Source organism: Polyangium spumosum (genome assembly GCF_009649845.1).
In the GTDB taxonomy this organism is placed as follows: Bacteria; Myxococcota_A; Polyangia; order Polyangiales; family Polyangiaceae; genus Polyangium; species Polyangium spumosum.
Window position 1 is genome coordinate 246599 of record NZ_WJIE01000011.1, and the last position, 24312, is coordinate 270910.

A 24312-nucleotide genomic window follows, 5' to 3' on the forward strand; every position below is an offset into this window, starting at 1 on the left:
GGCCCATCGTACCCCGTCCGCGCGCCGCGGTTCAAGCAGGAGAGCGCCGGGGGCATGCTCGCGGCGTCATTCAGCGCATTGAATGGTTTCTGCTCCAATCATCACATTTCGGATCCAATGGCGCGAGCCCGGCGCGCCGCCCGCGTCCGCCCGCCGGTCTTCGTGCCTTGCCCCACCCCCTCGGCGGGACCATGGAAACCCTGCCATGAGCGACCACGACCTCTCCACGCTCCGCCGCGCCCTCCACGAAGGCGCGCTCCTCCTCCGCGCCCCCGAGCTCGGGACGCTCTCGATCCGCGGCAAGGATCGACAAACCTGGCTGAACGGCATGATCACCTGCGACCTCGCGCCGCTCAAAGCAGGGCAAGGCGCGTACGGGTTCGCCGTCCAGAAGACGGGAAAGATCCTCGCCGAGCTGCGTGTCCTGATCGACGACGATCACATCCTCGTGAGCGCGCCGCGCGATCGGATCGGGGCGCTGACCGAGCACTTCGATCACTACGTGATCATGGAGGATGTCGAGCTCGAGGACACGAGCGCGGAGGTCGCGTGGATCGTCGCGCATGGGCCCGCGGCGAAGGAGCTGCCAGCGCTCGCGCGCGCGCACGGCGCCCTCGCCGCCGCGTCCATGGACATGTCGGGCAAGGGCGGGGCGGTCTTCGCGTTCGAGCCCGCGAAGGTGGACGCCGCGCTCGAACGGTTGGCGCAGAAAGAGTTGGGGCAGCAAGGATCCGCGCCGGTGCTCGTCGCCGACGAGGCGTCGTGGGAGGCGCTGCGCGTGGAGATCGGCCTCGGGCGCTGGGGCAAGGATTATACGGACGAGAACTATCCGCAGGAGGCGTCGCTCGAGCCCTACGCGGTCTCGTTCCAGAAGGGCTGTTACCTCGGGCAGGAGGTCGTCTTCATGCTGCAAGCGCGCGGGCACGCGAAGAAGAAGCTCGTGCCGATCTCGATCGAGGGCGACGCGGAGCTCGCGCCTTCCGCGGAGATCACCGACGCCGCCGGGAAGGTGATCGGCAACGTGACGAGCGTGGCGAAGGGGCCCGATGCGGGGCGCGTCGTGGCGCTCGCGTACGTGAAGTACAAGCACGCGACGAAGGGGACGGCGCTGTTGGTGGCGGGGCGAGCGGCCGTGGTCGCCTGAAAAAAAAGCGGCGCGCGGGTCCGAAGACACGCGCGCCGCAAAGACGGCCCCTACCCCGGGAGGATCAGGGGAAGATGTCGCGCTCGCCGTAGGCCGAGGCGATACGCTGGAGCGCGACGGCGTAGGCGGCGACGCGCATCGAGCACTTCTTCTGCCGCGCGAGCTCGACGACCTCGCGGTAGGCGCGCTGCATGGCCTTCTCGAGGCGCTCGTCGACCTCCTCGAGCGTCCAGTGCTCGGAGCGCTTGTTCTGCACCCACTCGTAGTAGCTGACGGTCACGCCGCCGGCGTTCGCGAGCACGTCGGGCAGGATGTCGATGCCGCGCTCGATGAGGATCTTCTCGCCCTCGGGCGAGCAAGGGCCGTTCGCGCCCTCGGCCACGAGCTTGACCTGCAGGTTCTTCGCCTCCTCGATGCCGATCTGGTTCTCCAGCGCGGCGGGGATGAGGATGTCGGCCTTGATCTTGAAGAACTCCTCGCGGCTGATCGACTTGCCCGCCGGGTAGCCCGCGATCGAGCGGTTCTTCTTGACCCAGTCCTGCAGCTTGTGCGGGTTGAAGCCCTCGGGGTTGTAGAGGTAGCCCGTGTGATCACCCACCGCGATCGTCGAGGCGCCGAGCCGCGACAGGATGAGCGAGGTGAACGAACCGACGTTGCCGAAGCCCTGCACGATCAAGGTCGCGCCGCCGAGCTGGAAGTCGCGCTCCTCGGCCCACTCCTGGATGCAGTAGACGAGGCCCTGGCCCGTGGCCTTCTCGCGGCCGAGCGTGCCGCCGACGGCGACCGGCTTGCCCGTCACGACGCCCTTGACCGACTGCCGGAACAGGCTGCCGACGGTGTTCATGTACGTGTCCATGGCCCACGCCATGGCCTTCGCGTCCGTGCCGACGTCCGGCGCCGGGATGTCCGTGTCCGGGCCGATGTTCGAGCCGAGCGCATGGAAGAACCGGCGCGTGATCCGCTGCAGCTCCTCGCGCGAGACCTTGTTCGGATCGAACTTGACGCCGCCCTTGCCGCCGCCGAGCGGCAGGTTCATGAGCGCGCACTTCCAGGTCATCATCGCCGCGAGCGCCTTGACGTCGTCGAGCGAGACGCTCTCGTGATAACGAATGCCGCCCTTGTACGGGCCGAGCAGGTTATTGTGCTGGACGCGGTAGCCCTTGAAGAGCCGGATCGTCCCATCATCCATCTTCACCGGGAAGTTGATGATGATCTCGTTCTTCGGCTGGCTCAGGATCGTCTGGATGTACTCGGGCAACCCGATGACGCCGGCGGCCTCGTCGAGATAACCCTGTACGACCTTGAAGAACTCGTACTTGTGGTGCTTCTCGGCAGAGGCTGGCGGCACGCTCACGGACCCGGCAGTGTTCACCGTCGGCTGGTTATCCATGGGGGGCCGTTCTAGTCCGTGCCAAAGCCCAAATCCATTATTTGTTTCGCGCTCCGACACGCCTGAGGCGCGTCAATCGCCGATGCCACGCGTCATCGGCGTTTTCGCGAAAAAATTGCCATTGTGCGACGCAGCAATCCGTATCCACGCGGAGCGCGGGCGATCACGGGCGCGGCCAGAAGAAGAGGACGTAGATGTACGTGAACGTCCCCGTCACCATGAGCGCGTCGACACGATCGAGGATGCCGCCGTGGCCCGGGACGATGCCGCCGGAGTCCTTGACGCCGGCCGAGCGCTTGATCATCGACTCGGCGAGGTCCCCCGCCTGGCCGAGCCCACCCGCCACGAGGCCGAGCACGATGGCGTGCGTGAGCGGCAAGCTCTTCAGGTAGACGTAGTGCCCCGCGACGGCCCCGAGCACGGCCGCGGCGAGCCCGCCCAGCGCGCCTTCGACCGTCTTCTTGGGGCTGACCGCCTCGTAGAGCTTGTGTTTGCCCAGGAACCGGCCCGCGAAGTACGCGCCCGTGTCGCTGAACCACGAGAGCACGAGCGCGAGCAGCACGAAGCCAGGGCCCGAGTCGAGCCCGTCACGCCGCAAGAGCGCGAGCGAGCCGAGCCCGCCGCCGAGGTAGAGCGGGCCAAACCCCATCGCCATCGCCCGGAGCGCCGCCGTCTCGATCGAGCCGAGCCGCGCGAGCGTGATGAAGAGCGCGGCCGTCGGCAGGAGGAAGGCCAGGGCGACGAGCGCAGCCGCGTTCGTCGTGAAGAACCAGAGCGTCGCCATCACGCCGAGCGACAGGAGGACGCCGAGGATCCGCGAGGCGCGATCCAGCGGGTGCGTCATGCCGAACAGCTCGATGGCGCCCACGGCGAGCGCGAGCGCGAGGAAGAGCGCCCAGCCCCACGCAGGGCCGAGGTAGAGCAGCGCGAGGAGGAGGGGGATGGCGATGAGCGCCGAGAGCAGGCGCATCGCGAGGTTGCTACGGGCCACGGTCAAACCCTCATCGCATCGCCGAGGGGCGAAGCCGGCGGAGAGGTAACATGCGAGAGCACGCGTCCGAAGCGCCTCTCGCGCTTCTGGTAACTCGCGAGCGCTTCGAAGAGGTCTTCTTCGGTGAAGTCGGGCCAGAGCACGTCGGTGAAGGCGAGCTCGGCGTAGGCCGCGCCGAAGAGCAGGAAGTTCGAGATGCGATGCTCGCCGCCCGTGCGGATGATGAGGTCGGGCTCGCCCACGCCGAGGCTCGGTAAGCGCGCGGCGATCGCCCGCGTGTCGATCGCCTGCGGATCGAGCCTGCCCTCGCGCGCCTCGATCGCGAGGTCCCGCGCCGCCCGCGCGATCTCCTCCTGGCCCCCGTACGAGAGCGCCAGCGCGAGCGTCATCTTGCGGTTGTCGCCCGAGGCGTCGCGCAGCGGATCGAGCGCCTCCCGCACGAACGGGGGCAGGCGCTCGAGGTCGCCGATCGCCACGAGGCGGATCTCGTTGTCGAGGATCTCGCTCCGCTCCGTGACCAGAAATTCCCGCAAGAGCCCCATCAGCGCGTCCACCTCGCCGGTCGGCCGCGCCCAGTTCTGCTCGCTGAACGCGTACAGCGTCAGCGCCGTCAGCCCCAGCCGCCGCGCCAGGCGGACCACCCGACGCACCGCCGCGCTGCCCGCCTTGTGGCCAGCCTCACGAGGTTCGCCGCGCAATTCGGCCCAGCGGCCGTTGCCGTCCATGATGATCCCGACGTGGTGTGGCAGGTTGCTCGCGTCTACGTACGTCATCAGTGTCTTGAACGCCCCAACAACGGCGCGCAGTTTCCCCTGTTGACTACCGACTGTCGACTGTTGAGTCTCCCGCCATGAGCATCGGCCTAGGTTTGACCGTCACGCTTCGTGTCCGTATCGGAGCCCACGACGCCCACTACGCGGGCGAGCTCGTCGATGGCGCTCGTATCCTCGGCCTCTTCGGCGATGTCGCCACGGAGCTGCTCATCCGCCTCGACGGCGACGAGGGCCTCTTCCGCGCCTACGAGGCCGTCGAGTTCCTCGCGCCCGTCCGTGCCGGCGACTACGTCGAGGCGACCGGCGTCATCACGAAGGTCGGCAACACGTCGCGCACGATGGCCTTCGAAGCACGCAAGGTCATCGCCAACGTGCGCGATCCCGCGCTGCCGGCCTCGGCGGCCGACGCGTTCGCCGAGCCGGTCGTGGTCTGCCGCGCGCTCGGCACGTGCGTGGTGCCGAAGGATCTGCAGCGCCGCCCGCGCCTCGTGCTCCCCGCGCTCTCCTCGCCCGGCCCGGAGCTCGTCGCCAAGCTGCCCGAGCCGCGCCCGCTCATCACACCTCCGCCACACGTGATCGTCACGCCGCCCGAGTCGCCGCTCGTGCTGACGGCCGCGATCGTGGGCGCCGAGGTGACGCGCGCGCAGACGCCCCACCTGCCGATCACCGCGCAGGAGCTCGCCGACGAGGCCGCTCGGTGCCGCGACGCGGGCGCCTCCGTGATCCACCTGCACGTGCGCAACGCCGACGGCTCGCCCTCGCAGTCGAGCGAGCTCTTCGGCGAGGCGATCGCGCGTATCCGCGAGAAGACCGACGTCATCATCCAGACCTCGACCGGCGGCGCCGTGGGCATGAGCGTCGACGAGCGGCTCGGCCCGCTCGTGTGCAAGCCCGAGATGGCCACGCTGAACTGCGGCACGATCAACTTCGGCGACGACATCTTCGTCAACACGCGCCCCGACATCCGCGCGATCGCGCGGCGCATCCGCGAGGCCGGCAGCGTCGCGGAGCTCGAGTGTTACGAGGTCGGCCACATCCACGAGGCGCTCGCGCTGCTCAAGGAGGGCCTCATCGGCGAGCCGCTGCACTTCCAGTTCGTCCTCGGCGTGCCCGGCGCCATCATGCCGAGCGAGGAGGTCGTCCGCTTCATGCGCTCGCAGATCCCCGCCGGCGCGAGCTGGGCCGTCGCCGCCGTCGGCCGGCACCAGCGCCCCATGACCGAGCTCGCGATCAAGCTCGGCGGCCACGCGCGCGTCGGCCTCGAGGACAACATCTACCTGGAGAAGGGCGTCCTCGCCGAGGGCAGCGCGCCGCTCGTCGCGCGCGCCGCCGCCTACGCGAAGAGCCTCGGCCGCGAGGTCGTCGATCCCGACCGCGCGCGCCGGCTCCTCGGCATCACCACGGCTGCCACGTGATCGTCCGATCTCGAAGGAATTTCCCCCGGAAGTCATGACGTCGTCGCGAGGAACTTTTCTCGACAACCTCGCGGCGCACGCGCGCTCGCGAGGGCTCTTCGTCCTGGGCATCACGCTCGTCGCCCTCGTGATCCGCGTCGCGACGAGCCCCGCGCCCCCCGCGCGGAGCGTCGAGGCCATCGCGGCCATGCTCGGCGCCTCCGTGAACGGCTCCGTGGGCCCGGAGGATTTCATCTGGGAAGAGCGCGGCGGCCTGATCCACGACGCTTTGATCGGCCGCCGCGTGCTCTTCCTGGCGGCGCGGCCAAGCGGGACCGATCTCGCGCCGACGAATGACCTCTACCGCGCCGAGGTGCGGATCTCCCGTGGGGGTCGGCCGGTCGCCGTGCGCCGGGTCGTCAACCTGACGAACACGCCGCTCGGGCACGAGCACGACCTCGTGGCGCACGGCCGCTGGGCGGCCTACGCGACGAGCGCGGATGGCCTCGTCCAGGGGCTCACGATCCTCGATCTCGCGGGCGACGCGGCCTTGCAGCAGGCGCGCACCCGCAGCGAGCGCCTGCGCGCCGCCGTCGAGAACTGGCTCTCCGAGAGCGCGCTCCGGGGCATCGGCGAGACCGCGGTCCTCTTCGGCGCGCCGCCCAAACAAGCGCGCTTCGAGCTCACGCAGGACATGCTCGTGATGGCCCTCGGCGAGGACGCGCTGCCCGCCGCGGTGACGCTCGCCGATGCCTCGGTGAACCCGGGCCCGCGCGACGCGTACGCCCTCGCGGCGCAGCGCCTCCCGCACGACGTGACCCCCTGGTCGCGCTTCCTCGAAGCGACCACGCGCGAGCTCGTCGGCGAGGGCGCAGCGGGCCGCGTGAAGCGGCTCGTCACGAGCCTCCGCACCAGGGCCCTTCGCTTCCGCGAGGCGACGTCGTCCCCGCCGCCGGAGCTGCCGGCCCCACCGGCGAGCGAAACCGCCTCGGAGGAGGGCTTCCCGCCGCCGCGCGTGGCCACGAAGCGCGAGCGCACCATGCCCGGCGAGGGCCTCTGGATCCCGGCGCCCGGCGTCCATCCCTTGCCGGCGAGCAAGCCCGAGGCACCGCCCGCGCTCTTCACGACGTTCGTCCGCCCCGATCCCGATCGCCCGCACGCGGTCGTGCACCTCGTCGCGCTCGATGGCCGCCGCCTCGAGCTCCGCCCCGTGCCCGGCACCCTCGCGCCGCGTATCCCCACGGGCCTGCGCGGCGAGGGCCGTATCCCGGCCGCCGACGTGCCCTCCGCCGTCGCCGCGTTCGCCGCAGGCCCGCCGGCAAACACGCCTCCGCTCGGCCTCGTCGTCGAGCGCCGCACCTTCCTCCCGCCGCGCGCGGACGTGCACACGCTCGCCGTGGATCGTTTTGGTCGCCCCTCGATCGGCGCCTGGCCCTTCGGCGAGGACGTGCCGCAGGAGATCCGCGCGCTCCGGCAGACCGGCGCGCCGCTCGTCACGGCCGGCCGCGTCGGGACGTTCTCCGAGGCCGACGCGGTCCTCCTCGACCGCTCGGCGCTCGGCGTGACCGAGGCGGGCCACCTGATCTACGGCTGGGGCGAGGCCCTCTCCGCGGAGCTGCTCGCGCGCGCGCTCGTGCTCGCCGGCTGCCGCGAGGCCCTCCCGCTCGCCACGAGCCCCGATCCCACGGGCCTCGGCTTCTTCCAGCGAAAGGGCGACGAGCTCGACGCGCGCGCGCACGTGCCCGGCATGTCGTTTCTGCCCGAGCGCGCGCTCACTGGCTCGCCCACCGAGCTCGTCTACGTCGTCGAGCGCAAGGCGAACCCGGACGCGCCGCTGCCCGAGGGCGCCACGTGGGAGCCCGATCCGGCCACGCAACCTGCGCCCCTCTGGCAGCCGGGCATCTTCGCCGCGACCGTCTCCAAGCTCGGCGCGCAGGTGCGCCTCGCCTGGTTCGCGCCCGAGCGCTTCACTTTCCACATCCGCGCCGGCGAGAAGGAGCTCTCGCACCGCTTCGGCGGCACCTTCCCCGGCACGCTCGGCGACGCCGAGCGCCCCCACGTCCTCGCCGCAGTCGGCCTCGGCACGGGCCGCCGCAAGGGCCCGCGTGGCCTCGCGATCGACGGCTCCATCGGCCTCAAGATCGGCGCCGGCGCCGGCGTGCTCGTCGTCGGCGACGGCCCCGTGCGCATCGACAAGAGCGAGAGCTTCACGCCCACGCCCGATGCCGACGCGACCGAGCTCCCTCTCACCGCGGATGAAGGTCGCCCGCTGCCCGAGTCGCGTGTCGTCGGCTCGATGCGCCCGCGCGCGGCCCTCTGCGCGCTCCCGGATGGCGCGGTCCTCGTCGCGTCGACCACCTTCGACACCGACGAGGCCACCACCGAGGCGCTCGTGGACGCCGGCTGCGCGCGTGTCGTCGCGCTCGATCGAGGCACGCACCTGAACGCCTTCGTCCACCGCGCCGGGGGCGCCACCTTGCCCGAGGCGCGTTACGAGCAGACCACGCTCTACGTGCTCGAGAGCCCCCTGCGGGGCCGGGCCTCGACGCTGGTTGGTCCTACGAAACCGAACTAAGCCGCTGCTCGCTGGATCAAGATCTTCAGCCGCCCGAGGGCGCGCGCGTGGAGCTGCGACACCCGCGGCTCGCTCACGCCGAGGTGCGCGCCGATCTCCTTCAGCTTCTTGCCGTCGAAGTAGTGCATCCCGACCACCTGCCGCTCGCGCTCGGGGAGCTGCTCCATCGCTCGGAAGAGCGCGCGGTACGACTCGCGCGCCTCGTAGGCCGCCGCCGGGTCCTCGTCCTCGGCGACGAGGTGCACCTGCTCCTCGATCGGCGTGAGGTCGTGCAGGCTCACGAGGCACGTCGTGGGGCGCGTGGGGTTCGTCGCGCCGTCACGCGCGGCCGTCACGGCGGCGCGCCTTCGCCGGCTCAGCCAGTCCTGGGCGCGGAGCTCGTCCACCACCGCGCCGCGGATGCGCATGCGCGCGTACCACTCGAACGTCTCGCCCTCGTTGCCGCCGTTCCTCCGGAGCGAGTCGAGCAGCCCGAACACGCCTGCGGCGAGCAGGTCGTCCCGGAGCACGTTCGCCGGCAGCCGCCGCGCGATCTGCGTGACGACCTGGTTCACGAGCGGCAGGTAGCTCTTGAGCGTCTGGGCGCACACCGGCGGAAGGTTTCCCTCCTGGGCTGCCCTGCGCCGTGGCCGCGTGTCGGACGTCGGGGCGTCGAGGAGCGAGCGGCCCACCGTGCCTTCCGGTCGTTGCTGAGCGCAGGGCGACACCATGGCCGTGCACCCGCTCAGATCCGCCTGGGCGATGACGGTGGCGTCTCGTTCCTGAACATCCTGTCGGTGGAAGTAGGACTGCTGCATCTGTTCAGGGACCTCGTGATGTAAGCCACGTTCGTGGCACATCCCTGTGAGGTGGCAAGGAACGGCTCGTCCCAAACGTACACTGGTCCCGTCCTCCAGAGAAGGACCGCAAACGAATCTAAACCACGCATTCTGCACCAGGAAATTTCCCTCGGACAGTCAGGAAAATCCCTACGGGTCCTGGGTCAGTCTTGACCCGCCTTCGGCGCGTTTCGAGGCGTCGGATCCTGGGAGTTCGAGTTTCCCGTTGAGGGATCAACGACTTGCGAAGGGGGGGGATGGGTATCCCCCGACCCACCTGCCGGCGTGTGGGGCGTGGTGGGTTTTTCTTTTCCCGACCCCGAGGGGGCGGGGGTAGCGCCCGAAGGCGCTTGATCCACGTCCGCTGTCGATTCGTCCGCGGAGGCTCGAGCCACTGGGGAATCGTAGCGGGGGGCCTCACCGGGCCTGGAGTAGTCGATCCAGAAGGCCTTCGTCGTCCGAACGTCGAGGTGAACGAATGAGCTGTTCGGGTAGTAACCTACCCCAGCATTGCGGAAGGTCCGACAGAAATCGCGCAGCTTCGTGTTCGGAACACCCTCGATGCTGAAATCGATCGCCCGACCCAGGTTGTGCTTGGAGTCCTTGGTGTACTGTGTGGGAGAATAGGGGCGGAAGCCACTCGTGATGTGGATCGTGCGTCCGCCGAAGTGATCGCTGACCATGCCGATCAGCGTGGCGAGGCGCGGATCGATCGCGATCTTCGCCCCCGACTGCGCGTGCCGCATCATCTTGCCGAGCTTCGGCAACGCCGACGGCACGAGCCGCCCGTGCTTCGTGAGGAGCTGCGTCTCCAGACGCTCGCTGCCCCGCACCATCTTCACGAAGCCCGGCCGCTTCGGCTTCATGACGAGCGGCATCGGCTTCGCGGGCCTGGCCTCGCCCTTCTTTTTCCCCTTGCCCGCGGCGGCGCTCTCCTTCGCGGATGCGCCCTTCTTGCCGCCGCTTTCCTTGGATGCTCGCCGCGCCGCCGCCTTCTTCGCGGCCTCCGCCTCTTTCCCCTTCTCGGGGATCACGAGCTCCTGGCCCGGCTTGAGGAACTGACCGGGCCTGAGCCCGTTCGCCGCCCGGATCGCCTCCACCGTCGTGCGGTACCGCTTCGCGATGTGGACGAGGACCTGGCCCCTGGACACGACATGAACGACGTCGCCCGCCTCGGCGTATACTGAGAGGAGCGCCGCCGCTGCGCCGGCCAGCAAGGCCACGCAGCGGAGCCGGAACGATCGTCGGCGCGGTGTCGGGGCGAAAGCGTCCATGTGTGATGCGTTCAACGTTATCGGGGTGCTCGATACGATTGGGCACCCCAGGCTGTCTTACCTTCGGTACGCGGAACCGTTCGATGCGTAAAGCACTATTTTGCCCGGGGATTGGCCGGGGTGCGATGCTGGCTCGGACCCTCTCCCGGGGTCTGCCCGGCGGCGCGCCTCTGCGCCGCAGTCAAGAGGCCGAGGACTGATTCGATGGCGGACGGAAACAACCTGGTAGGCGTCGACATCGGCTCGAGCGCCATCAAGGTGTGCCAGCTCAAGGAAGGGCGCAAAGGGCTGTCGTTGGTCCGGGCCGGTTACTGCCCGCTGCCGCCGCAGAGCATCGTCGACGGCCACGTGATGAACGCCTCGGCGATCGTCGCGGCCGTGGGGCGAGCGCTCGCCGACGCCAAGATCAAGCAGCGCGAGGTCGCGCTGAGCATCAGCGGCCAGGCCGTGATCATCCGCAAGATCACCGTCCCCCTGATGACGCAGAACGAGCTCGACGAGCAGATCCAGTGGGAGGCGGAGCAGCACATCCCCTTCGACATCAAGGACGTGCACGTCGACTACGAGGTCCTGCGTCGCCGCCCCGAGGCCGGGCAGATGGACCTCTTGCTCGTCGCCGCCAAGCGCGAAGAGGTGAACGACTACCTCGAGGTCGCGAAGGCCGCGAAGCTCAAGCCTCTCATCCTCGACATCGACGCCTTCACCGTCCAGAACCTCTTCGAGTACGGCCGCGGCATCCCCGCCGATCAGACGTTCGGGATCATCAACGTCGGCGCCTCGCTCACCTCGATCAACATCGTCTCGCGCGGCGCGAGCTCGTTCACGCGCGACATCCCGAACGCGGGCAACTACGTCACCGAGCAGATCCAGAAGCAGCTCGGCGTCACCTTCGAGCAGGCCGAAGAGCTCAAGTGCCAGAGCGTCGCGCAGCCCTTCGGCCCCGCGGCGCAGGTGCCGCCGATCGTCGACGCCGTCTGCGACACGATCGCCGGTGAGATCCAGCGCTCGCTCGACTTCTTCCTCGCCACGAGCGGCGAGCCCGAGATGCACCGCATCTACCTGACCGGCGGCACCTCGAACCTGCCCGCGCTCTCCGCCGCGATCTCGCGCCGCTCCCGCGTGCAGGTCGAGATGCTCCAGCCCCTCGAGCGCGTCACCGTCGAGGGCAAGGACGTCAGCGCCGACATGCTCCGCGCCCGCGGCTCGCAGCTCTGCGTGGCCCTCGGCCTCGCCATGCGCAAAGACAAGGAGAAGCGCGCTTGATCCGGATCAACCTCCTGCCGCACAAGCGCGGCGCGGGCGGAACGCAGCCGAGCCAGCGGTGGTTGCTCGTCGTGCTCGCCGTGCTCCTGATCGAGATCGTCGGGCTCTTCCTCTTCTACCAGGCGAAGCGCGAGGAGCTCGACGCGCAGAACCGCACGAACGCCCAGATCAAGAGCCAGATCGACGACATCAAGCGGCTCGTCGCCGACCACGACGAGATCAAGAAGGCCCTCGCCGTGCTGCGTGCGCGGGAAGAAGCGATCGCGCGGCTGCAGGCCGGCCGCACCGGCCCCACCGCCGTCCTCCTCGAGCTCGCGCAGATCATGACCACCGGCAAGGGCCCCTCCGCCGACCCGGACGAACTCGCCAAGTTACGCAAGGACAACCCCCTCGCCGTCTTCAACCCGGCCTGGGACGCGCGCAGGCTCTGGCTCACGGCGTACCTCGAAGGACAACGCACCGTGCGCATCGAGGGCCTCGCGCGTGACGGCAACGACGTCTACGAGCTCGCGCAGCGCCTCAAGCTCTCGCCGTACTTCCACGAGGTCACGCTCCTGCCCGGGAAGAAGGACGAGGATCGTACCGCCAAGATCGACCTCGTGAGCTTCGCGCTCCAGCTCAAGGTGAGGTACTGATGGCCCCGAAAGCCCCCTCGGCGGGGAGCTCGACGCTCGATCGCCTGCCCCTCGCGGGCAAGATCGGCTTCGGCCTGCTCTTCATGACCCTCGTCGGCGCGCTCTTCTTCGTCTTCGTCTACGAGGACCTCTCGAACGAGCTCGCCGCCGCCAAGCAACGCGAGGGCACGCTCCGCGGCGAGCTACGCGCGGCCGAGGCCATCAAGGAGGCGTACCAGAAGGATCGCGAGGAGAAGATCCGCAGCGAGGCGCGCGCCGAGCAGACGAAGAAGATCCTGCCCGACGACCCCGAGACGCCCGCGTTCCTCGCCTCGCTCCAGCAGACGGCCACCATCGCCGGCGTGAACCTCACGAGCTGGACGCCCGTCGACGAGGTCCCGCAAGAGTTCTTCGCCAAGGTGCCGATGAAGCTCACGCTCACCGGCCGCTACCACCAGATCGCCAAGTTCTTCCACGGCGTGGGGCAGATCGACCGCATCATCAACATGGAAGACATCCAGATGAAGCTGTCGACGAAGAGCGGCACGGCGAAGCCCGATCAGCCCGTCGAGCCCGAGGTCACGGTCGAGTGCCTCGGCACCGCCTTCCGCGCGCTCAAGCTCGACGGCAAGGACGGCGCCAAGCGCAGGGGGACCGGCAAGTGACGCGGCCGCGCGTGTCCTCGTGGCTCCTCCTCGTCGCGCTCGTGTTCGTGGTGCTCGCCGCCGGCTGCGAGGAGGACGAGCTCTGGGTGCCGCCTCCGAGCGCGAAACCTCCGCCCGGCGCAGGGCTCGATGCCGGCGTGGGCGCGGACGGCGGGGCGCGGGCGCCGAAGGCCGCTGCGTCCGCGGAGCTTCCGCAGCGCGAGTTCGGCGAGGTCGACTTCACCGAGACCGAGAAGAACCGTGATCCGTTCCGCGGCTTCGCCAGCGTCTTCGCGCAGCAGGCCAAGGGCCGCACCGTCGTGCAGCGGCAGGTGGTGATCGAGAGGTACGCGCTCGACGAGCTCGAGCTCAAGGGCATCGTCACGCGCTCGCAGCCGCGGGCGCTCTTCACCGACCCTGCCAACGTCGGCTGGGTCGTCAAGGTCGGCGACTACGTGGGCAAGCCCGAGATCGTGCGTACGGGTGGTCCGGCCGGGATCGACGTCGCGATCAACTGGCGCGTGGACCGCATCCGGGACGGGGACGTCGTCTTCGTCCGCGAGGACCCGGCACACCCGGAAATCGCCCCCGTCACGCGAGTGATCGCGCTCTTCCCCACGGAAAACGCGAACAACGAGGGCCGGCGATAGCTACGAACTAGGCCCCGTTCGCGGGCTTTGGGTAGCATCGGGGGCATGCTGACGAAACCGCGCTCCGCGATGCTCCTGGCGGCGCTCCTCTCCTTCGTCTCTGCAAGCGCGTACGCCGACGGGAACACGCGGCTCGAGGTCCGTGACGTGAAGCTCGTGAAGACCGGCGAGGGCGAGGCTCGCGTCACGGTCGAGACGAGCGACGAGCCGCGCTTCTTCGCGCGCGTCGACGGAGGCGGAAAGCGCCTCGTGATCGACGTCTCCGGCGCCGAGATCAAGGGCGCGCCTGCGGCCCTCACGCGAGGCAACGCTCTCGTCGGCGGCGTCCTCACGCAGACCTTCGATCAGGACGGCAAGAAGATCACGCGGGTCCTCGTGCAGCTCGCGCGCGCGGCCGAGTACCGCATCACCGCGACGCCGAAGGGCCTCGTCGTCGACCTCGTGGCCGCCGACGTCACCGCGCCGATGCGCGCGTCTGCGCCTGCGCCTGCGCTCGGCTCGTCCGCCGCGGCGCCGAAGATCGAGGCGCGCAAGGCCGAGCCTGCGAGCGTCGCGGCCGTGACGAACGTCCGCTTCGAGCACCAGCCGGGCAAGGATCGCGTCACGATCGAGCTCAACGAGAGCGTGAAGTTCACGCACGTCACCTCCTCGACGGGCCGCTCGATCCTCGAGCTCGACGGCGTGCGCTTGCCCGACGCGCTCGAGCGCAAGCTCGACGTGAGCGCCTTCGGCGGCACCGTCACGGCCATCTCCACCTACCGCCGCAAGAGCGACGCCTCGCGTGTCGTCGTCGAGGTCGAGCCCAAAGGAAACGCGCTCGGCGTCGTCTCGCGTGAAGGCAACACGCTCGTCCTCACGTTCGCGGACAGCGCCGCGCACCCGATGCTCTCCGGCGTCGGCGCCGACGGCGGGGCCGCGCGGCGCGTGCGCACGGTCGCGCGGGAAGAGGACGTCCTTTCGCCGAGCGCCTCGAAGGTGACGACCGTCGACGGTGAAGAGGCCGCGGGCTTCTTGCCGACGGCGATCGCGCAGCAGCGCCGCTTCACGGGGCGTCGTATCGACCTCGACCTCAAGGACGCCGACGTGCACAACGTCCTGCGCCTCGTCTCCGACGTCGGCCGCGTCAACATCGTCACGAGCGACGACGTGAAGGGCAACGTCACGATCCGCATGCGCAACGTCCCGTGGGACCAGGCGCTCGAGACCGTGCTTCAGGCCAAGGGCCTCGGCATGGTCCGCCAGGGCAACATGATCCGCGTCGCGCCGCAGGCCGAGCTCAACAAGGAGCGCGAGCTCGACCTCGCGCGCAGGAAGAGCGAGCTCGCCCTCGCGCCGCTCGAGACGCGCCTCATCCCGGTCAACTACGCGGCTGCGAAGGAGCTCCAGGCGCGCGGCAAGGACCTGCTCTCGCCGCGTGGCTCGCTCGCCGTCGACGAGCGGACCAACGTCCTCGTCGCGCGTGACGTCGCGGGCAACCTCGACCAGATGGAGGAGCTCGTGCGCGCGCTCGACACGCAGACGCCGCAGGTCCTCATCGAGGCGCGGATCGTCGAGGCGACGAGCCGCTACCTGCGCGACGTCGGCATCCAGTGGGGCGGCGACACGACCTTCAGCTCGGCGACGGGCAACCCCACGGGCCTCGTCTTCCCCTCGCGTATCGGCCTCGTCGGCGGCGCGAGTGATCAGGCCACGCCCACGGGTGGCCTCTCGCCCTTCGAGAACCGGGTCCAGAACCCGAACTTCGCGGTCAACCTGCCGGCGATCACGGGCACGGGCCTCGGCGGCGCGCTCGGCCTGAGCCTCGGCTCGATCGACAACACGGTGAACCTCGCCGTTCGCCTCTCGGCGGCCGAGGCGAGTGGCCTTCTGCGGATCGTGTCGAGCCCGCGTATCCTCACGCTCGACAACCGCGAGGCGCGCATCAGCCAGGGCACGTTGATCCCGTTCTCGCAGATCAGCGCGCAGGGCGTGCAGACGACGTTCCAGGAGGCGAAGCTCCAGCTCCTCGTCAAGCCTCACGTCACGAGCGACGGCAGCGTCGCGATGCACGTCAAGATCAACCGCGACGAGCCCGACTTCAACCAGACCTCGGCCCGCGGCGATCCCACCATCCTCAAGCGCGAGGCCGAGACCGACCTTCTCATCATGGACGGCCACACCGCCGTCATCGGCGGCATCTTCACGCGCAACACCGGCCGCAACCTCGACCAGGTCCCGGTGCTCGGCGACATCCCGATCCTCGGCGTGCTCTTCCAGCGCCGGAGGTCGAGCGACACCCGGAGCGAGCTCGTGATTTTCATCACCCCGCGGATCGTGAACCGGGCGGAAGCGCTCGGGAAGTAGCCCACCTCTCCTCCTGTCGGCCGGCGATCGTCCGTCGGCCAGCATTTGGACGATCCTGCGCGGCGGGGATCGTCCGTAGGCCAGCCTTTGGACGATCCTGCGCGGCGGCGGGCGGCCGTACGCCAGCGTGTGGACGATCCTGCGCGGCGGCGAGCGGCCGTACGCCAGCCTGTGGACGATCCTGCGCGGCGGCGGGCGGCCGTACACCAGCGGGTGGGCAATCCTGTCGTCGTCCCTTTTCTGGCCCTCTCCTCTTCGGGCCGCTAGGTTCCTCCGTGATGAGCCCGCATTCGAACTGGTTTCGTATGGCCACCGCGGCCCTGCTCGGCCTCGCCTCGGCGGGGGCTTGTGGCGCTGCGATGCCGGACGCCGGTCCCGTCGGGAAGAGTCATGCCTCGACCGATATGGAGGCGGACACGCTCGGCCGAAAAACGGAAGACGATCCGTCGAAATGCCCCCACGGCGCCCTCGAAGACCCGCACCGTGGATTCGTCCGTTGCTTGCGCCCCGACGAGCGTGACGCCGGCTGGCTCCCGCCCGCCCCGCAACCCGAGCCCCCCGCGCCCGACGCCGGCCCGGATGCGGCCCCGCCGCCGCCGCCGCCTCCGCCTCCGCCGCCACCTCCGCCGCCGCCGGAGAAACCCGCGGAGAAACCGAAGCCTGGCCCTCCGCCCCTCATCACGGTCTCCGCGCCGAAATTCGAGGGCGGCGAGGTCCCGCGCGCCGAGAAATTCGTCAACAACAACCTCGAGGGCATAACGAAGTGCATCGCCGACAATGGTGGCCTCGAGGCGGCGAAGGGCTCGATCAAATTGAGCTTCCTCGTCCGCGTGCGCGGCCGCGCCGAGGGTGTCGAGATCGAGAGCAAGAAGGGCGTCACCGAGGAGGCCGCCTCCTGCATCCGCCTGCTCCTCAAGAACAAGGCCGTCGGCGCGCCGAGCAGTGATCCCGTCGGCGTCACGGTCACGTTCTCCCTCGAACGACCTCGCTGACGATCGTATCTTCCCGGCATGGCACGTCCGGGCTCCCTCTCCGTCTCCTTTGGCCTAGGCACCCTCCTCCTCGCCTTTTTTGGCGTGGGCGCCCGCCTCCCCGACCTCGTGCCCCACGCGGCCCGGATCGTCTCCCCTGCAATCACGCTCGACGCCCCGGACTATGGTCCTTCCAGGGGCAAACAGAAGAACCCCGCCGTCGCCTTCGACGGATCCAAATGGCTCGTCGTGTGGGAGGCGCCCTCGGCGGACGGCCTCGCCGTTGGCCTGCGTGGCGCCTTCGTGGGCCCCTCGGGCGCGCCGATCGACCCCCAGGGCTTCGAGATCGAGCCGGCCGTCGGGCAAAACCTCGCCCCCGCCGCCGCCTGGGACGGGGCGGGTTTCGTCGTCGCCTGGGAGAATGGCGTGCCCGGCGACGATACGAGCTGGGACATCCGCGCGCGCCGCTTCGCCCCCGACGGCGCCCCGCTCGGCCCCTCATTCGTCCTCGCGGGCGCCGCGAATGCGCAACGCGCCCCGGCCATGGCCGGAGGGTCGAGCCGCGTCTTCGTCGTCTGGGAGGACTTTCGCAATGGCACCTCGAACGACATCTACGGCGCGCGCCTGCTCTCGAATGGCGTCCTGCTCGATCCCCTCGGCCTGCAGGTCGGCGGCGCCACGAACGAGCAGACCTTCCCCGCGGTCGCGTGGGACGGCACGAATTTCGTCGTCGCCTGGCAGGATTATCGCAGCGGCACGAGCCAGGACGTTTATGCCGCCCGCGTGACGCCGATGGGCGCCCTGCTCGATCCCGCGGGGATCGCCGTGTCCGCGATCGCGGCGAGCCAGATGTATCCGGCCATCACGAGCAGCGGCGCGGGCTCTCTCGTCGTCTGGCGTGATTACCGCAGCGGCAGCTCCTACGACATCTATGGCGCGCGCCTCGGGGTGGACGGCGTGGTCCTCGACGCCGCGGGGGTGCTCGTCTCGGCGGCGGCGGGCGCGCAGCGATATCCCGCGGTCGCGTGGGACGGCTCGAATTACGTCGCGGTCTGGGAGGACCTTCGGAATGGCGGCGGGCTCTACGACCTTTATGGAGCCCGCGTCGATCCCCAGGGCACGGTCCTCGACCCGGCGGGCTTCGCCGTGCTTAAAGGGGGCGCCGACGAGGTGTCCGTCGCGCTCGCGCCCGGCGGCGGCCATAGCCTCGCCGTCTGGGAGGGCGACGGCGACGATCGGGACATCTTCGGCGCGCGGATCGGCCAGGGGACGACGACCGTCGACGCGCCTCGGCTCCTCTCCACGGAGCCCAATACGGAGATCGTCGGCGACGCGGCGTTCGACGGCACGAACTGGCTCGTCGTCTGGGCGGATTCTCGGCAATCGGGCAGCGTCATCGCGGGCGCCCGCGTGAGCCCCGCGGGGGACGTCCTCGACGCCGCGGCGATCCTCGTCACTGCCGGCCAGGGTCCCGTCGCGAGCCCGCGTGTCGCGTTTGATGGCACGAATCACCTCGTCGTCTGGACCGACCGGCGCACCACGCAGAACCAATCCGACGTGTATGCGGCGCGCGTGAGCCCTGCCGGCGTCGTCCTCGACCCCGGCGGTTTCCCTGTGGCCACGGGCATCTCGTCCCAGGAGTCGCCCTCGGTCGCCTCCACGGGTGGCGCCTGGCTCGTCGCCTGGCTCGACGATCGTCATGCGGCGACGGCGTGGGACATCTATGGCGCCCGCGTCTCTCCCTTCGGCGCGGTGCAGGATCCCCAGGGGTTTCCGATCACGACCGCGCCGGGCTCGCAGTTCGTATCGGACATCGCCTCGAATGGTTCACTTTTCCTCGCCGTGGCCTCCGATCATCGCGTCGATCCGAGCGGCGACATTTCTGCTTACCGGATCGACCCGATCAGCGGCGCCGTCCTCGACCCCGCGGGTATTGCGGTCGCGGTCGCGCCGAATGCGCAGACGCGCCCCTCGGTCACGTACGATGGCGCGGACTTCCTCGTCGCCTGGACCGACGACCGAGCGCCCACGGCGCCCGACGTTTTTGCTTCGCGCGTGACGACGGCGGGGGTCGTCCTCGATCCTGCGGGCGTGCCGCTCGTCGCGACCCCGGCGGCCGAACGCGCGCCCTCGGTGGCCTTCGACGGCGCGGGTCATGTCCTCACGTATTCGACGGGCGACGCGGGCGCGAGTGACCTCGCGGGGCTCCGGCTCTCGGCCGAGGGGACGCCGGTGAATGGAGTGCCCTTCGTGATCAGCGCGGAGCCGGGCGAAGAGAGCGCGTCGATCGTGCATGCGGGGCCAGCCGGGAGGGTGCTCGTCGTGTATGGGGCGTTTGATGACGTGACGGATCGAATACGCGCCCGGGCGAGGATCGTGTCGGAGGAGGAAGGCGGGGCCGGCGGAAGCGGCGGCGGCGGCGGAAGCGGCGGCGTAGGCGGAAGCGGCGGAAACGGCGGCGTAGGTGGAAGCGGCGGCGTAGGCGGAAGCGGTGGCGGCGGCGGAAGCGGCGGCGCTGGCGGGAATGGCGGCGGCGGCGGCAATGGCGGCGCTGGCGGCAATGGCGGCGCGGGTGGCGCTGGCGGCAATGGTGGCGCTGGCGGCAATGGCGGCAATGGCGGCGCGGGGGGTGCTGGTGGCCTTGGTGGAATGGGCGGCGCGGCTTCCTCGGGCGGCGGCCTTTCCGGGCCGCTGCTCGTGGACGACGGTTGTGGGTGCCGGGTGACGGGCGAAGCGCCGGCGACCTCGCCGGGCCTGCTCTCCCTCGCCGCGCTTTTTCTCCTGCGGCGGCGCCGGAACACGCGTAAGCTCCGCGCCGGGTGACGAAAGCAGGGAACGTGTCGGTGGGTACGGAGCTACGAATCGGCGCGCACCGGCTCGTGTTCGAGGAGGCCGATACGGTCCACATCGAGCTTTGTGGCGAGCTCGGCGAGGAGCTCCGGGACCTCGTCGAAGCGCTCGAGGCGTTTGGTGGAGACCGTCCCTACTTGCTCGTCCTCGCCTCGGTCTCGCGCGTGACGACCTGGACCGCGGGTGCGCGGAAGGTCGCGCTCTCGTCACATCGTATTCGCCTCCCGCGCCGCGCCGTCGCCCTTCATGGGGGCGGCTTCGCGCTGCGCATGTCCATCGGGATGCTCATGCGCGCCACGGCCGCGCTCGGCGCGCGGGAGCGGTTCGTCTTCCACGGCGACGACGAGGCCGCGGCGCGCGCGTGGCTCGCGCAGATGCGGCCGAGGTTGGCGGGGGGGTGAGGGGGTGACGGCGGCGAGGCTCACGCCTCGCTCTTCGGCGCCTTCGGCGTGAGCCAGCGGACGAGCTCTTCGGTCGTCCTTTCGAGCACCACGTCGCCCACCCGCGCCGCGCCGAGCTTCGCCAGGCGGCTCTCGAGCCTCTGTCGCTCGGGCATGGTCAGCGGGCGCCCGAGCCGCCGTTCGAATTGGTGCCCGAGGGCCTCGAGCTGCCCCTGCCTGCGTCCGTCCTTCCGGCCGTCCTTTCGCCCTTCTCGGTAGAACCAGTTTTGCATGACCACACCCTTCGACACCTCGGAGAGTACCACATCCCTGAGCCCCTTCACACGACGGTTTGTCTCCGCGAGGACGGCCATGGCCGCGCGGAGCTCTTCGAACTCCCAGGGTGCGCTCTGCGCGCGCAAGAGCTCCACGACGTGCGCCAGTTTGTCCCCGTCCACGTCTCTCGCCAGAGGCGCGAAGATCAACCAGAGCGGACTTCGTTGCTCGGTCGCCCGCCGCACGAGCTCGGCCACGGTCCGCTGATACACGGGCTCCACGCGGAAGGTCACGCCGGAGAACGGCCGGTCGTCCGGCGAGGTCCGGTACGCACCCTCCGCGGGCCAGGGTTCGTCCCGGCCCGAGAGCAGCACGAGCACGCTCTCGACGCGCGGCGGCCCCTCCCAGGGCTTCGCCCCGCGCCGCGCGCGCGCCTCGTCGCCCAGGGCCAGCGCCGTCAGGGTGTTGTATTCGAAGATGCGCCACGACACGTCGCGCGTCATCGTCCGCGCCCATTCCACGTGGAGCAGCCGTTTTTCCTGGCCCGCCTTCACGAGCAGCGCTCGATCGAGCCGCCGCTGTCGCGACGTCACCTGCGTGTCGACCCATTCCAGAGGCTCGACGAGCTCATCGCAATCGACGAGCGCCCGCGCCACGGCGCGTGGCAGCTTGCGCGAGACGTGACGGAGGATCAGGTCGATGTCGTCGGCCCCCTCCATGGCTCGCCCCGCGCCGCGCTCGGTCGTTTCCACGCGCCGCCCGAGAGCGAGCCTCGTGCCAGGCCGAGACGCCCTGGAATCCGCGGCAAACCACGGGCGCATGGGGGTGGCGCCGCCGCTCATCGGGTGGCGGCCGCCAGCGCCCCGTGGAGCGGCCCGTCCGTCTCGGCCACGTGCCCCTCGCGCCCTCGTCGCGGGGTGCTAAGGTGCGCGCGCCGCCGTGTCCGACCCTCATCTCCTCCAGCGCGAGATCTCTCGCCGCAAGACCTTCGCCATCATCTCCCACCCTGACGCGGGCAAGACCACGCTCACCGAGAAGCTCCTGCTGTACGGCGGGGCCATCCAGCTCGCGGGCGCGGTCAAGGCCAAGCGCGCACGGGCGCACGCCGTCAGCGACTACCTGGAGATGGAGCGCGAGCGTGGCATCTCCATCCAGTCGAGCGTCCTGCAGTTCCCGTACAAGGGCCGCTTGCTCTCGCTCGTCGATACCCCGGGCCACGCCGACTTCAGCGAGGACACCTATCGCGCGCTCATGGCCACCGACGCGGCCATCATGCTGCTCGACTCGGCCAAGGGCGTCGAGGCGCAGACGAAGAAGCTGTTCCGCGTCTGCAAGCTGCGCTCGATGCCCATCTTCAGCTTCGTCAACAAGATGGACCGGCCCGGCCGCGATCCGTTCGAGCTCATCGGCGAGGTCGAGGAGGTCCTCGGCATCGGCGTCTATCCGATCACCTGGCCGATCACCGTCCGCGGGCAATTCAAGGGCGTGTATCACCGCGTCCTGCGGCAGGTGTTCCTCTTCCAGCAGGTCGCGCACGGCGCCGAGATGGCGCCGATGCAGGCGCACGACCTCTATTCGCCCGAGCTCGGCGAGGCCGTCGAGGAGGAGGGCGTGAAGCAGCTCCGCGAGGACGTCGAGCTGCTCGACGCGGCCGGCGACGCCCTCGACACGGGCAAGCTCGCGCGCGGCGAGGTCACGCCCATGTTCTTCGGCAGCGCATTGACCAATTTTGGCCTCCCGCAGCTCCTCGACTCCTTCGTGGAGATGATGCCGCAGCCGGCCCCTCGCGCGAGTGACAGGGGCGCGATCGCGCCGGACGACGGGCGATTCACCGCGTTCGTCTTCAAGATCCAGGCGAACATGGATCGCGCCCACCGCGACCGCATCGCCTTCGTCCGCGTCTGCTCCGGGAGGTACGAGCGTGGCATGAAGGTCCGCCACGTCCGCCTCGATCGCGACATTCGCCTCACGAACCCCGTGCAATTCCTGGCGCAGGAGCGCACCGTCGTCGACGACGGCTTCGCGGGCGACATCATCGGCGTCTTCGATCCGGGCATCTTCCTCATCGGCGACACCCTCACCGACGGCGCGAACATCAAATATGCGCCGCTCCCGCAGTTCCCGCCCGAGCATTTTGGCCGCGTCATGATGGTCGATCCGATGAAGCGCAAGCAGCTCAAGAAGGGCCTCGAGCAGCTCGCGCAGGAGGGCAGCGTGCAGCTCTTCCGGCCGCCGGAGGGCCGCGAGGGCGAGAGCATCCTCGGCGCCGTCGGCGAGCTCCAGTTCGACGTCGTCAAGCACCGCCTCCTCAATGAATACGGCGCGGATGTGCGGATCGAGCGCCTCTCCTGGAACCTCGCCCGCTGGGTCGAGGGCGAGCCCGTCCCCCTCGCGGAGCTCGAATCGCAGCTCTACGGTTATGGCGCGCTCGACGTGCACGGCCAGCCCGTCGTCCTCTTCAAGGGCGAATGGCAGCTCGAGACCTGCGCGAAGGCCTTCCCCAAGACCCGCTTCGTCGAGCTCGGCGCGGGCGCGCTCAAGCTGCCCACGGCGGATTGATACCCTTCAATCGGGATCGCGCCGCGTCCTCCGCGCCCGGATCGCCGTCTGGGGCGGCAGGACCGGCGTGACCCCCGTCCACGCCTCCAGCGACGCGAGCGCCGCGGCGCGCTCCGGCTCCGTCAGGTCCACGATCGACGCGGAATGGTTGAGCCCCGGCGCGAAGTACACGTAGCTGTCCTCCGCGTCTCCGATCTCGAACGCCGCCGCCGAATACGGGTCGTTCTCGCCGTAAATGAAGAGCAGCCTCTCGCCCTCGGCCGAGAGCCACGTGGACACGTCCTGCATCGCCGAGGCGTCGAACACCGGCGTCTTGCCCGGCCCCGGCACGAGGAACGTCGCCGCCGCGTCGAGCCCCGGGAACTTCAAGAGGTCCGCGAGGTGCGCCTCCTCGACCGCCGGGTAACCGAGCTCCGTGGCGGCTTGCCAGTAGTAGGGTTCGTACGCGAGGAAGTCCGCGTCGGAATAGAAGTTCGGGCCGAGGATCTCGTTCAAGAACGCCCAGACCTCGTCGTCGGTCGCCGCGGGCCCGGGGATGTCCCCGCAAAAACTCGCGTCGTAATATTGCCAGAAGGCGAAGACGAGCTCGACCACCGTGACCTCGAGCGCTTGCTCCCGGCCGAGCAGTTCGTAGCTGTATCCATCCGTCGTGGCCTGCGCGTCCATCCGCGCGAGCATCCCCTCGCGCCGCAGGAGCACCTCGCGCTGAAAACCGCGGAGCGCGTCCCGGCACGTGGGCTCCCCGAGCGACGCCACGAAATCCAGGTATCGCGTATCGTCCGTGCCGAGGCTATGCGGCGCGACGTAGGCGATCGTGCCGTCGACGTCGCCCGGGAAAAACCGCCGGTGGTAGACGGAGGTCATCCCGCCCTTGCTCGCACCCGCCGAGATCCATTTGCCCGTGTAGATCGGCCTGAGCGCCTCGGTGATGCGGTGATGGTCCGTCGCCGCCTGCTCGATCGTGAGCCGGGACCAGTCCGTAGGCTCCGGCCGTGAGGGCGAAAAGAACCGTTGCTCGACGAAGAGCTGATTCGCCTGGAGCAACGCGGCCGGCTCACGGAGCCTCTGCCGCGTGGGGCTCACGAAATACCCCGACGTCCCCAGCACGAACGGCGCCGCCTCGTCCCTGTGGTGCAAGAGCAAGCGCTGCGCGAACGTGGGCCCGCCCGGCGCGCCGTGATCGGCCGGTTGCTCGTACTCCATCACGAAGTACCGATACCCTTCGATCCCCGAGACCTGCTCGGTCACGGTCATCCCGGCGATGGCCGCGAGCCGGCCTGCGATATCGAGCTCGGGCGGCGGGACGGGCTCGGCGTCGTCCGAGCAAGCGGGCAGGAGCAAGAGGGCGAGCGGGGCCACGAGCGCGAGCGCGGCCCGCGCGGGTCGAGACGTCATCTCATTGC

Annotated in this window: 19 protein-coding genes; 12 read left to right on the forward strand and 7 right to left on the reverse strand. The window is 69.9% G+C overall.

Annotated elements, in window-relative coordinates:
* The first annotated feature begins 205 nt into the window (after positions 1–205).
* Complete coding sequence (gene ygfZ, locus GF068_RS31765; RefSeq protein WP_153823261.1) at positions 206–1144, forward strand: CAF17-like 4Fe-4S cluster assembly/insertion protein YgfZ; 939 nt, start codon at positions 206–208, stop codon at positions 1142–1144.
* Positions 1145–1208: 64 nt separating this feature from the next.
* On the opposite strand, the gene GF068_RS31770 is transcribed toward ygfZ, so the two are convergent.
* The 3 genes from GF068_RS31770 to uppS all read right to left on the reverse strand — a co-directional run bounded on the left by GF068_RS31770 (position 1209) and on the right by uppS (position 4298).
* Complete coding sequence (locus tag GF068_RS31770) at positions 1209–2534, reverse strand: Glu/Leu/Phe/Val family dehydrogenase (RefSeq protein ID WP_153823262.1); 1326 nt, start codon at positions 2532–2534, stop codon at positions 1209–1211.
* Positions 2535–2697: 163 nt separating this feature from the next.
* Entirely contained in the window at positions 2698–3525 is an 828-nt protein-coding gene (locus tag GF068_RS31775; protein WP_338046651.1) for a phosphatidate cytidylyltransferase, read from the reverse strand.
* 2 nt (positions 3526–3527) lie between these two features.
* Complete coding sequence (gene uppS, locus GF068_RS31780) at positions 3528–4298, reverse strand: polyprenyl diphosphate synthase (RefSeq protein WP_153823263.1); 771 nt, start codon at positions 4296–4298, stop codon at positions 3528–3530.
* 77 nt (positions 4299–4375) lie between these two features.
* Here uppS and kal/cle point away from each other — a divergent pair, with 77 nt between their 5' ends.
* Both kal/cle and GF068_RS31790 read left to right on the forward strand, forming a co-directional pair.
* Complete coding sequence (gene kal/cle, locus GF068_RS46550) at positions 4376–5713, forward strand: bifunctional 3-aminobutyryl-CoA ammonia lyase/3-keto-5-aminohexanoate cleavage enzyme (RefSeq protein WP_153823264.1); 1338 nt, start codon at positions 4376–4378, stop codon at positions 5711–5713.
* Positions 5714–5747: 34 nt separating this feature from the next.
* A complete protein-coding gene (locus GF068_RS31790; RefSeq protein ID WP_153823265.1) occupies positions 5748–8267 on the forward strand; it encodes a hypothetical protein in 2520 nt (839 codons plus the stop codon).
* Here the strand turns inward: GF068_RS31790 and GF068_RS31795 are convergent.
* Both GF068_RS31795 and GF068_RS31800 read right to left on the reverse strand, forming a co-directional pair.
* Positions 8264–8938: a sigma-70 family RNA polymerase sigma factor gene (locus tag GF068_RS31795; RefSeq protein ID WP_338046652.1), complete on the reverse strand. Its 675-nt coding sequence runs from the start codon at positions 8936–8938 to the stop codon at positions 8264–8266. The two genes, GF068_RS31790 and GF068_RS31795, sit on opposite strands and share 4 nt — an antisense overlap.
* Positions 8939–9249: 311 nt before the next feature.
* Positions 9250–10308, reverse strand: coding sequence for a peptidoglycan L,D-endopeptidase MepK (locus GF068_RS31800; RefSeq protein ID WP_338046653.1), 1059 nt, complete (start codon positions 10306–10308; stop codon positions 9250–9252).
* A gap of 255 nt (positions 10309–10563) precedes the next feature.
* On the opposite strand from GF068_RS31800, the gene pilM reads away from it, so the two are divergent.
* The 8 genes from pilM to GF068_RS31845 all read left to right on the forward strand — a co-directional run bounded on the left by pilM (position 10564) and on the right by GF068_RS31845 (position 20095).
* Positions 10564–11622 carry a type IV pilus assembly protein PilM gene (gene pilM, locus GF068_RS31805; protein ID WP_153823268.1) on the forward strand — a complete coding sequence of 353 codons (1059 nt, stop codon included), beginning with the start codon at positions 10564–10566 and terminating at the stop codon, positions 11620–11622.
* The gene (locus GF068_RS31810) at positions 11619–12257 is read left to right on the forward strand and encodes a PilN domain-containing protein (RefSeq protein ID WP_153823269.1); all 639 of its coding nucleotides are present in this window, start codon (positions 11619–11621) and stop codon (positions 12255–12257) included. The genes pilM and GF068_RS31810 overlap by 4 nt, the downstream gene beginning before the upstream one ends.
* Positions 12257–12901 (forward strand): type IV pilus inner membrane component PilO, encoded by a 645-nt coding sequence (locus GF068_RS31815; protein ID WP_153823270.1) that lies wholly within the window; start codon positions 12257–12259, stop codon positions 12899–12901. Before GF068_RS31810 ends, GF068_RS31815 begins: the two co-directional genes overlap by 1 nt.
* A gap of 11 nt (positions 12902–12912) precedes the next feature.
* A complete protein-coding gene (locus GF068_RS31820; protein ID WP_170319792.1) occupies positions 12913–13530 on the forward strand; it encodes a pilus assembly protein PilP in 618 nt (205 codons plus the stop codon).
* A gap of 45 nt (positions 13531–13575) precedes the next feature.
* Positions 13576–15873: a type IV pilus secretin PilQ gene (locus GF068_RS31825; RefSeq protein ID WP_240807674.1), complete on the forward strand. Its 2298-nt coding sequence runs from the start codon at positions 13576–13578 to the stop codon at positions 15871–15873.
* A gap of 278 nt (positions 15874–16151) precedes the next feature.
* On the forward strand, positions 16152–16865 hold the full coding sequence (locus tag GF068_RS44515) for a hypothetical protein (RefSeq protein ID WP_206079590.1): 714 nt from the start codon (positions 16152–16154) through the stop codon (positions 16863–16865).
* Positions 16866–16883: 18 nt separating this feature from the next.
* The gene (locus tag GF068_RS43835; protein ID WP_206079591.1) at positions 16884–19667 is read left to right on the forward strand and encodes an MYXO-CTERM sorting domain-containing protein; all 2784 of its coding nucleotides are present in this window, start codon (positions 16884–16886) and stop codon (positions 19665–19667) included.
* Entirely contained in the window at positions 19664–20095 is a 432-nt protein-coding gene (locus GF068_RS31845; RefSeq protein ID WP_153823272.1) for an STAS/SEC14 domain-containing protein, read from the forward strand. The genes GF068_RS43835 and GF068_RS31845 overlap by 4 nt, the downstream gene beginning before the upstream one ends.
* Before the next feature lie 20 nt (positions 20096–20115).
* On the opposite strand, the gene GF068_RS31850 is transcribed toward GF068_RS31845, so the two are convergent.
* Positions 20116–21102: a hypothetical protein gene (locus GF068_RS31850; protein WP_153823273.1), complete on the reverse strand. Its 987-nt coding sequence runs from the start codon at positions 21100–21102 to the stop codon at positions 20116–20118.
* A gap of 187 nt (positions 21103–21289) precedes the next feature.
* Between GF068_RS31850 and GF068_RS31855 the strand changes: the two genes are divergently transcribed.
* Complete coding sequence (locus GF068_RS31855) at positions 21290–22909, forward strand: peptide chain release factor 3 (protein ID WP_338046654.1); 1620 nt, start codon at positions 21290–21292, stop codon at positions 22907–22909.
* A 6-nt stretch (positions 22910–22915) separates the two neighbouring features.
* On the opposite strand, the gene GF068_RS31860 is transcribed toward GF068_RS31855, so the two are convergent.
* Positions 22916–24304 (reverse strand): S28 family serine protease, encoded by a 1389-nt coding sequence (locus tag GF068_RS31860; RefSeq protein WP_153823274.1) that lies wholly within the window; start codon positions 24302–24304, stop codon positions 22916–22918.
* Positions 24305–24312: the final 8 nt, after the last annotated feature.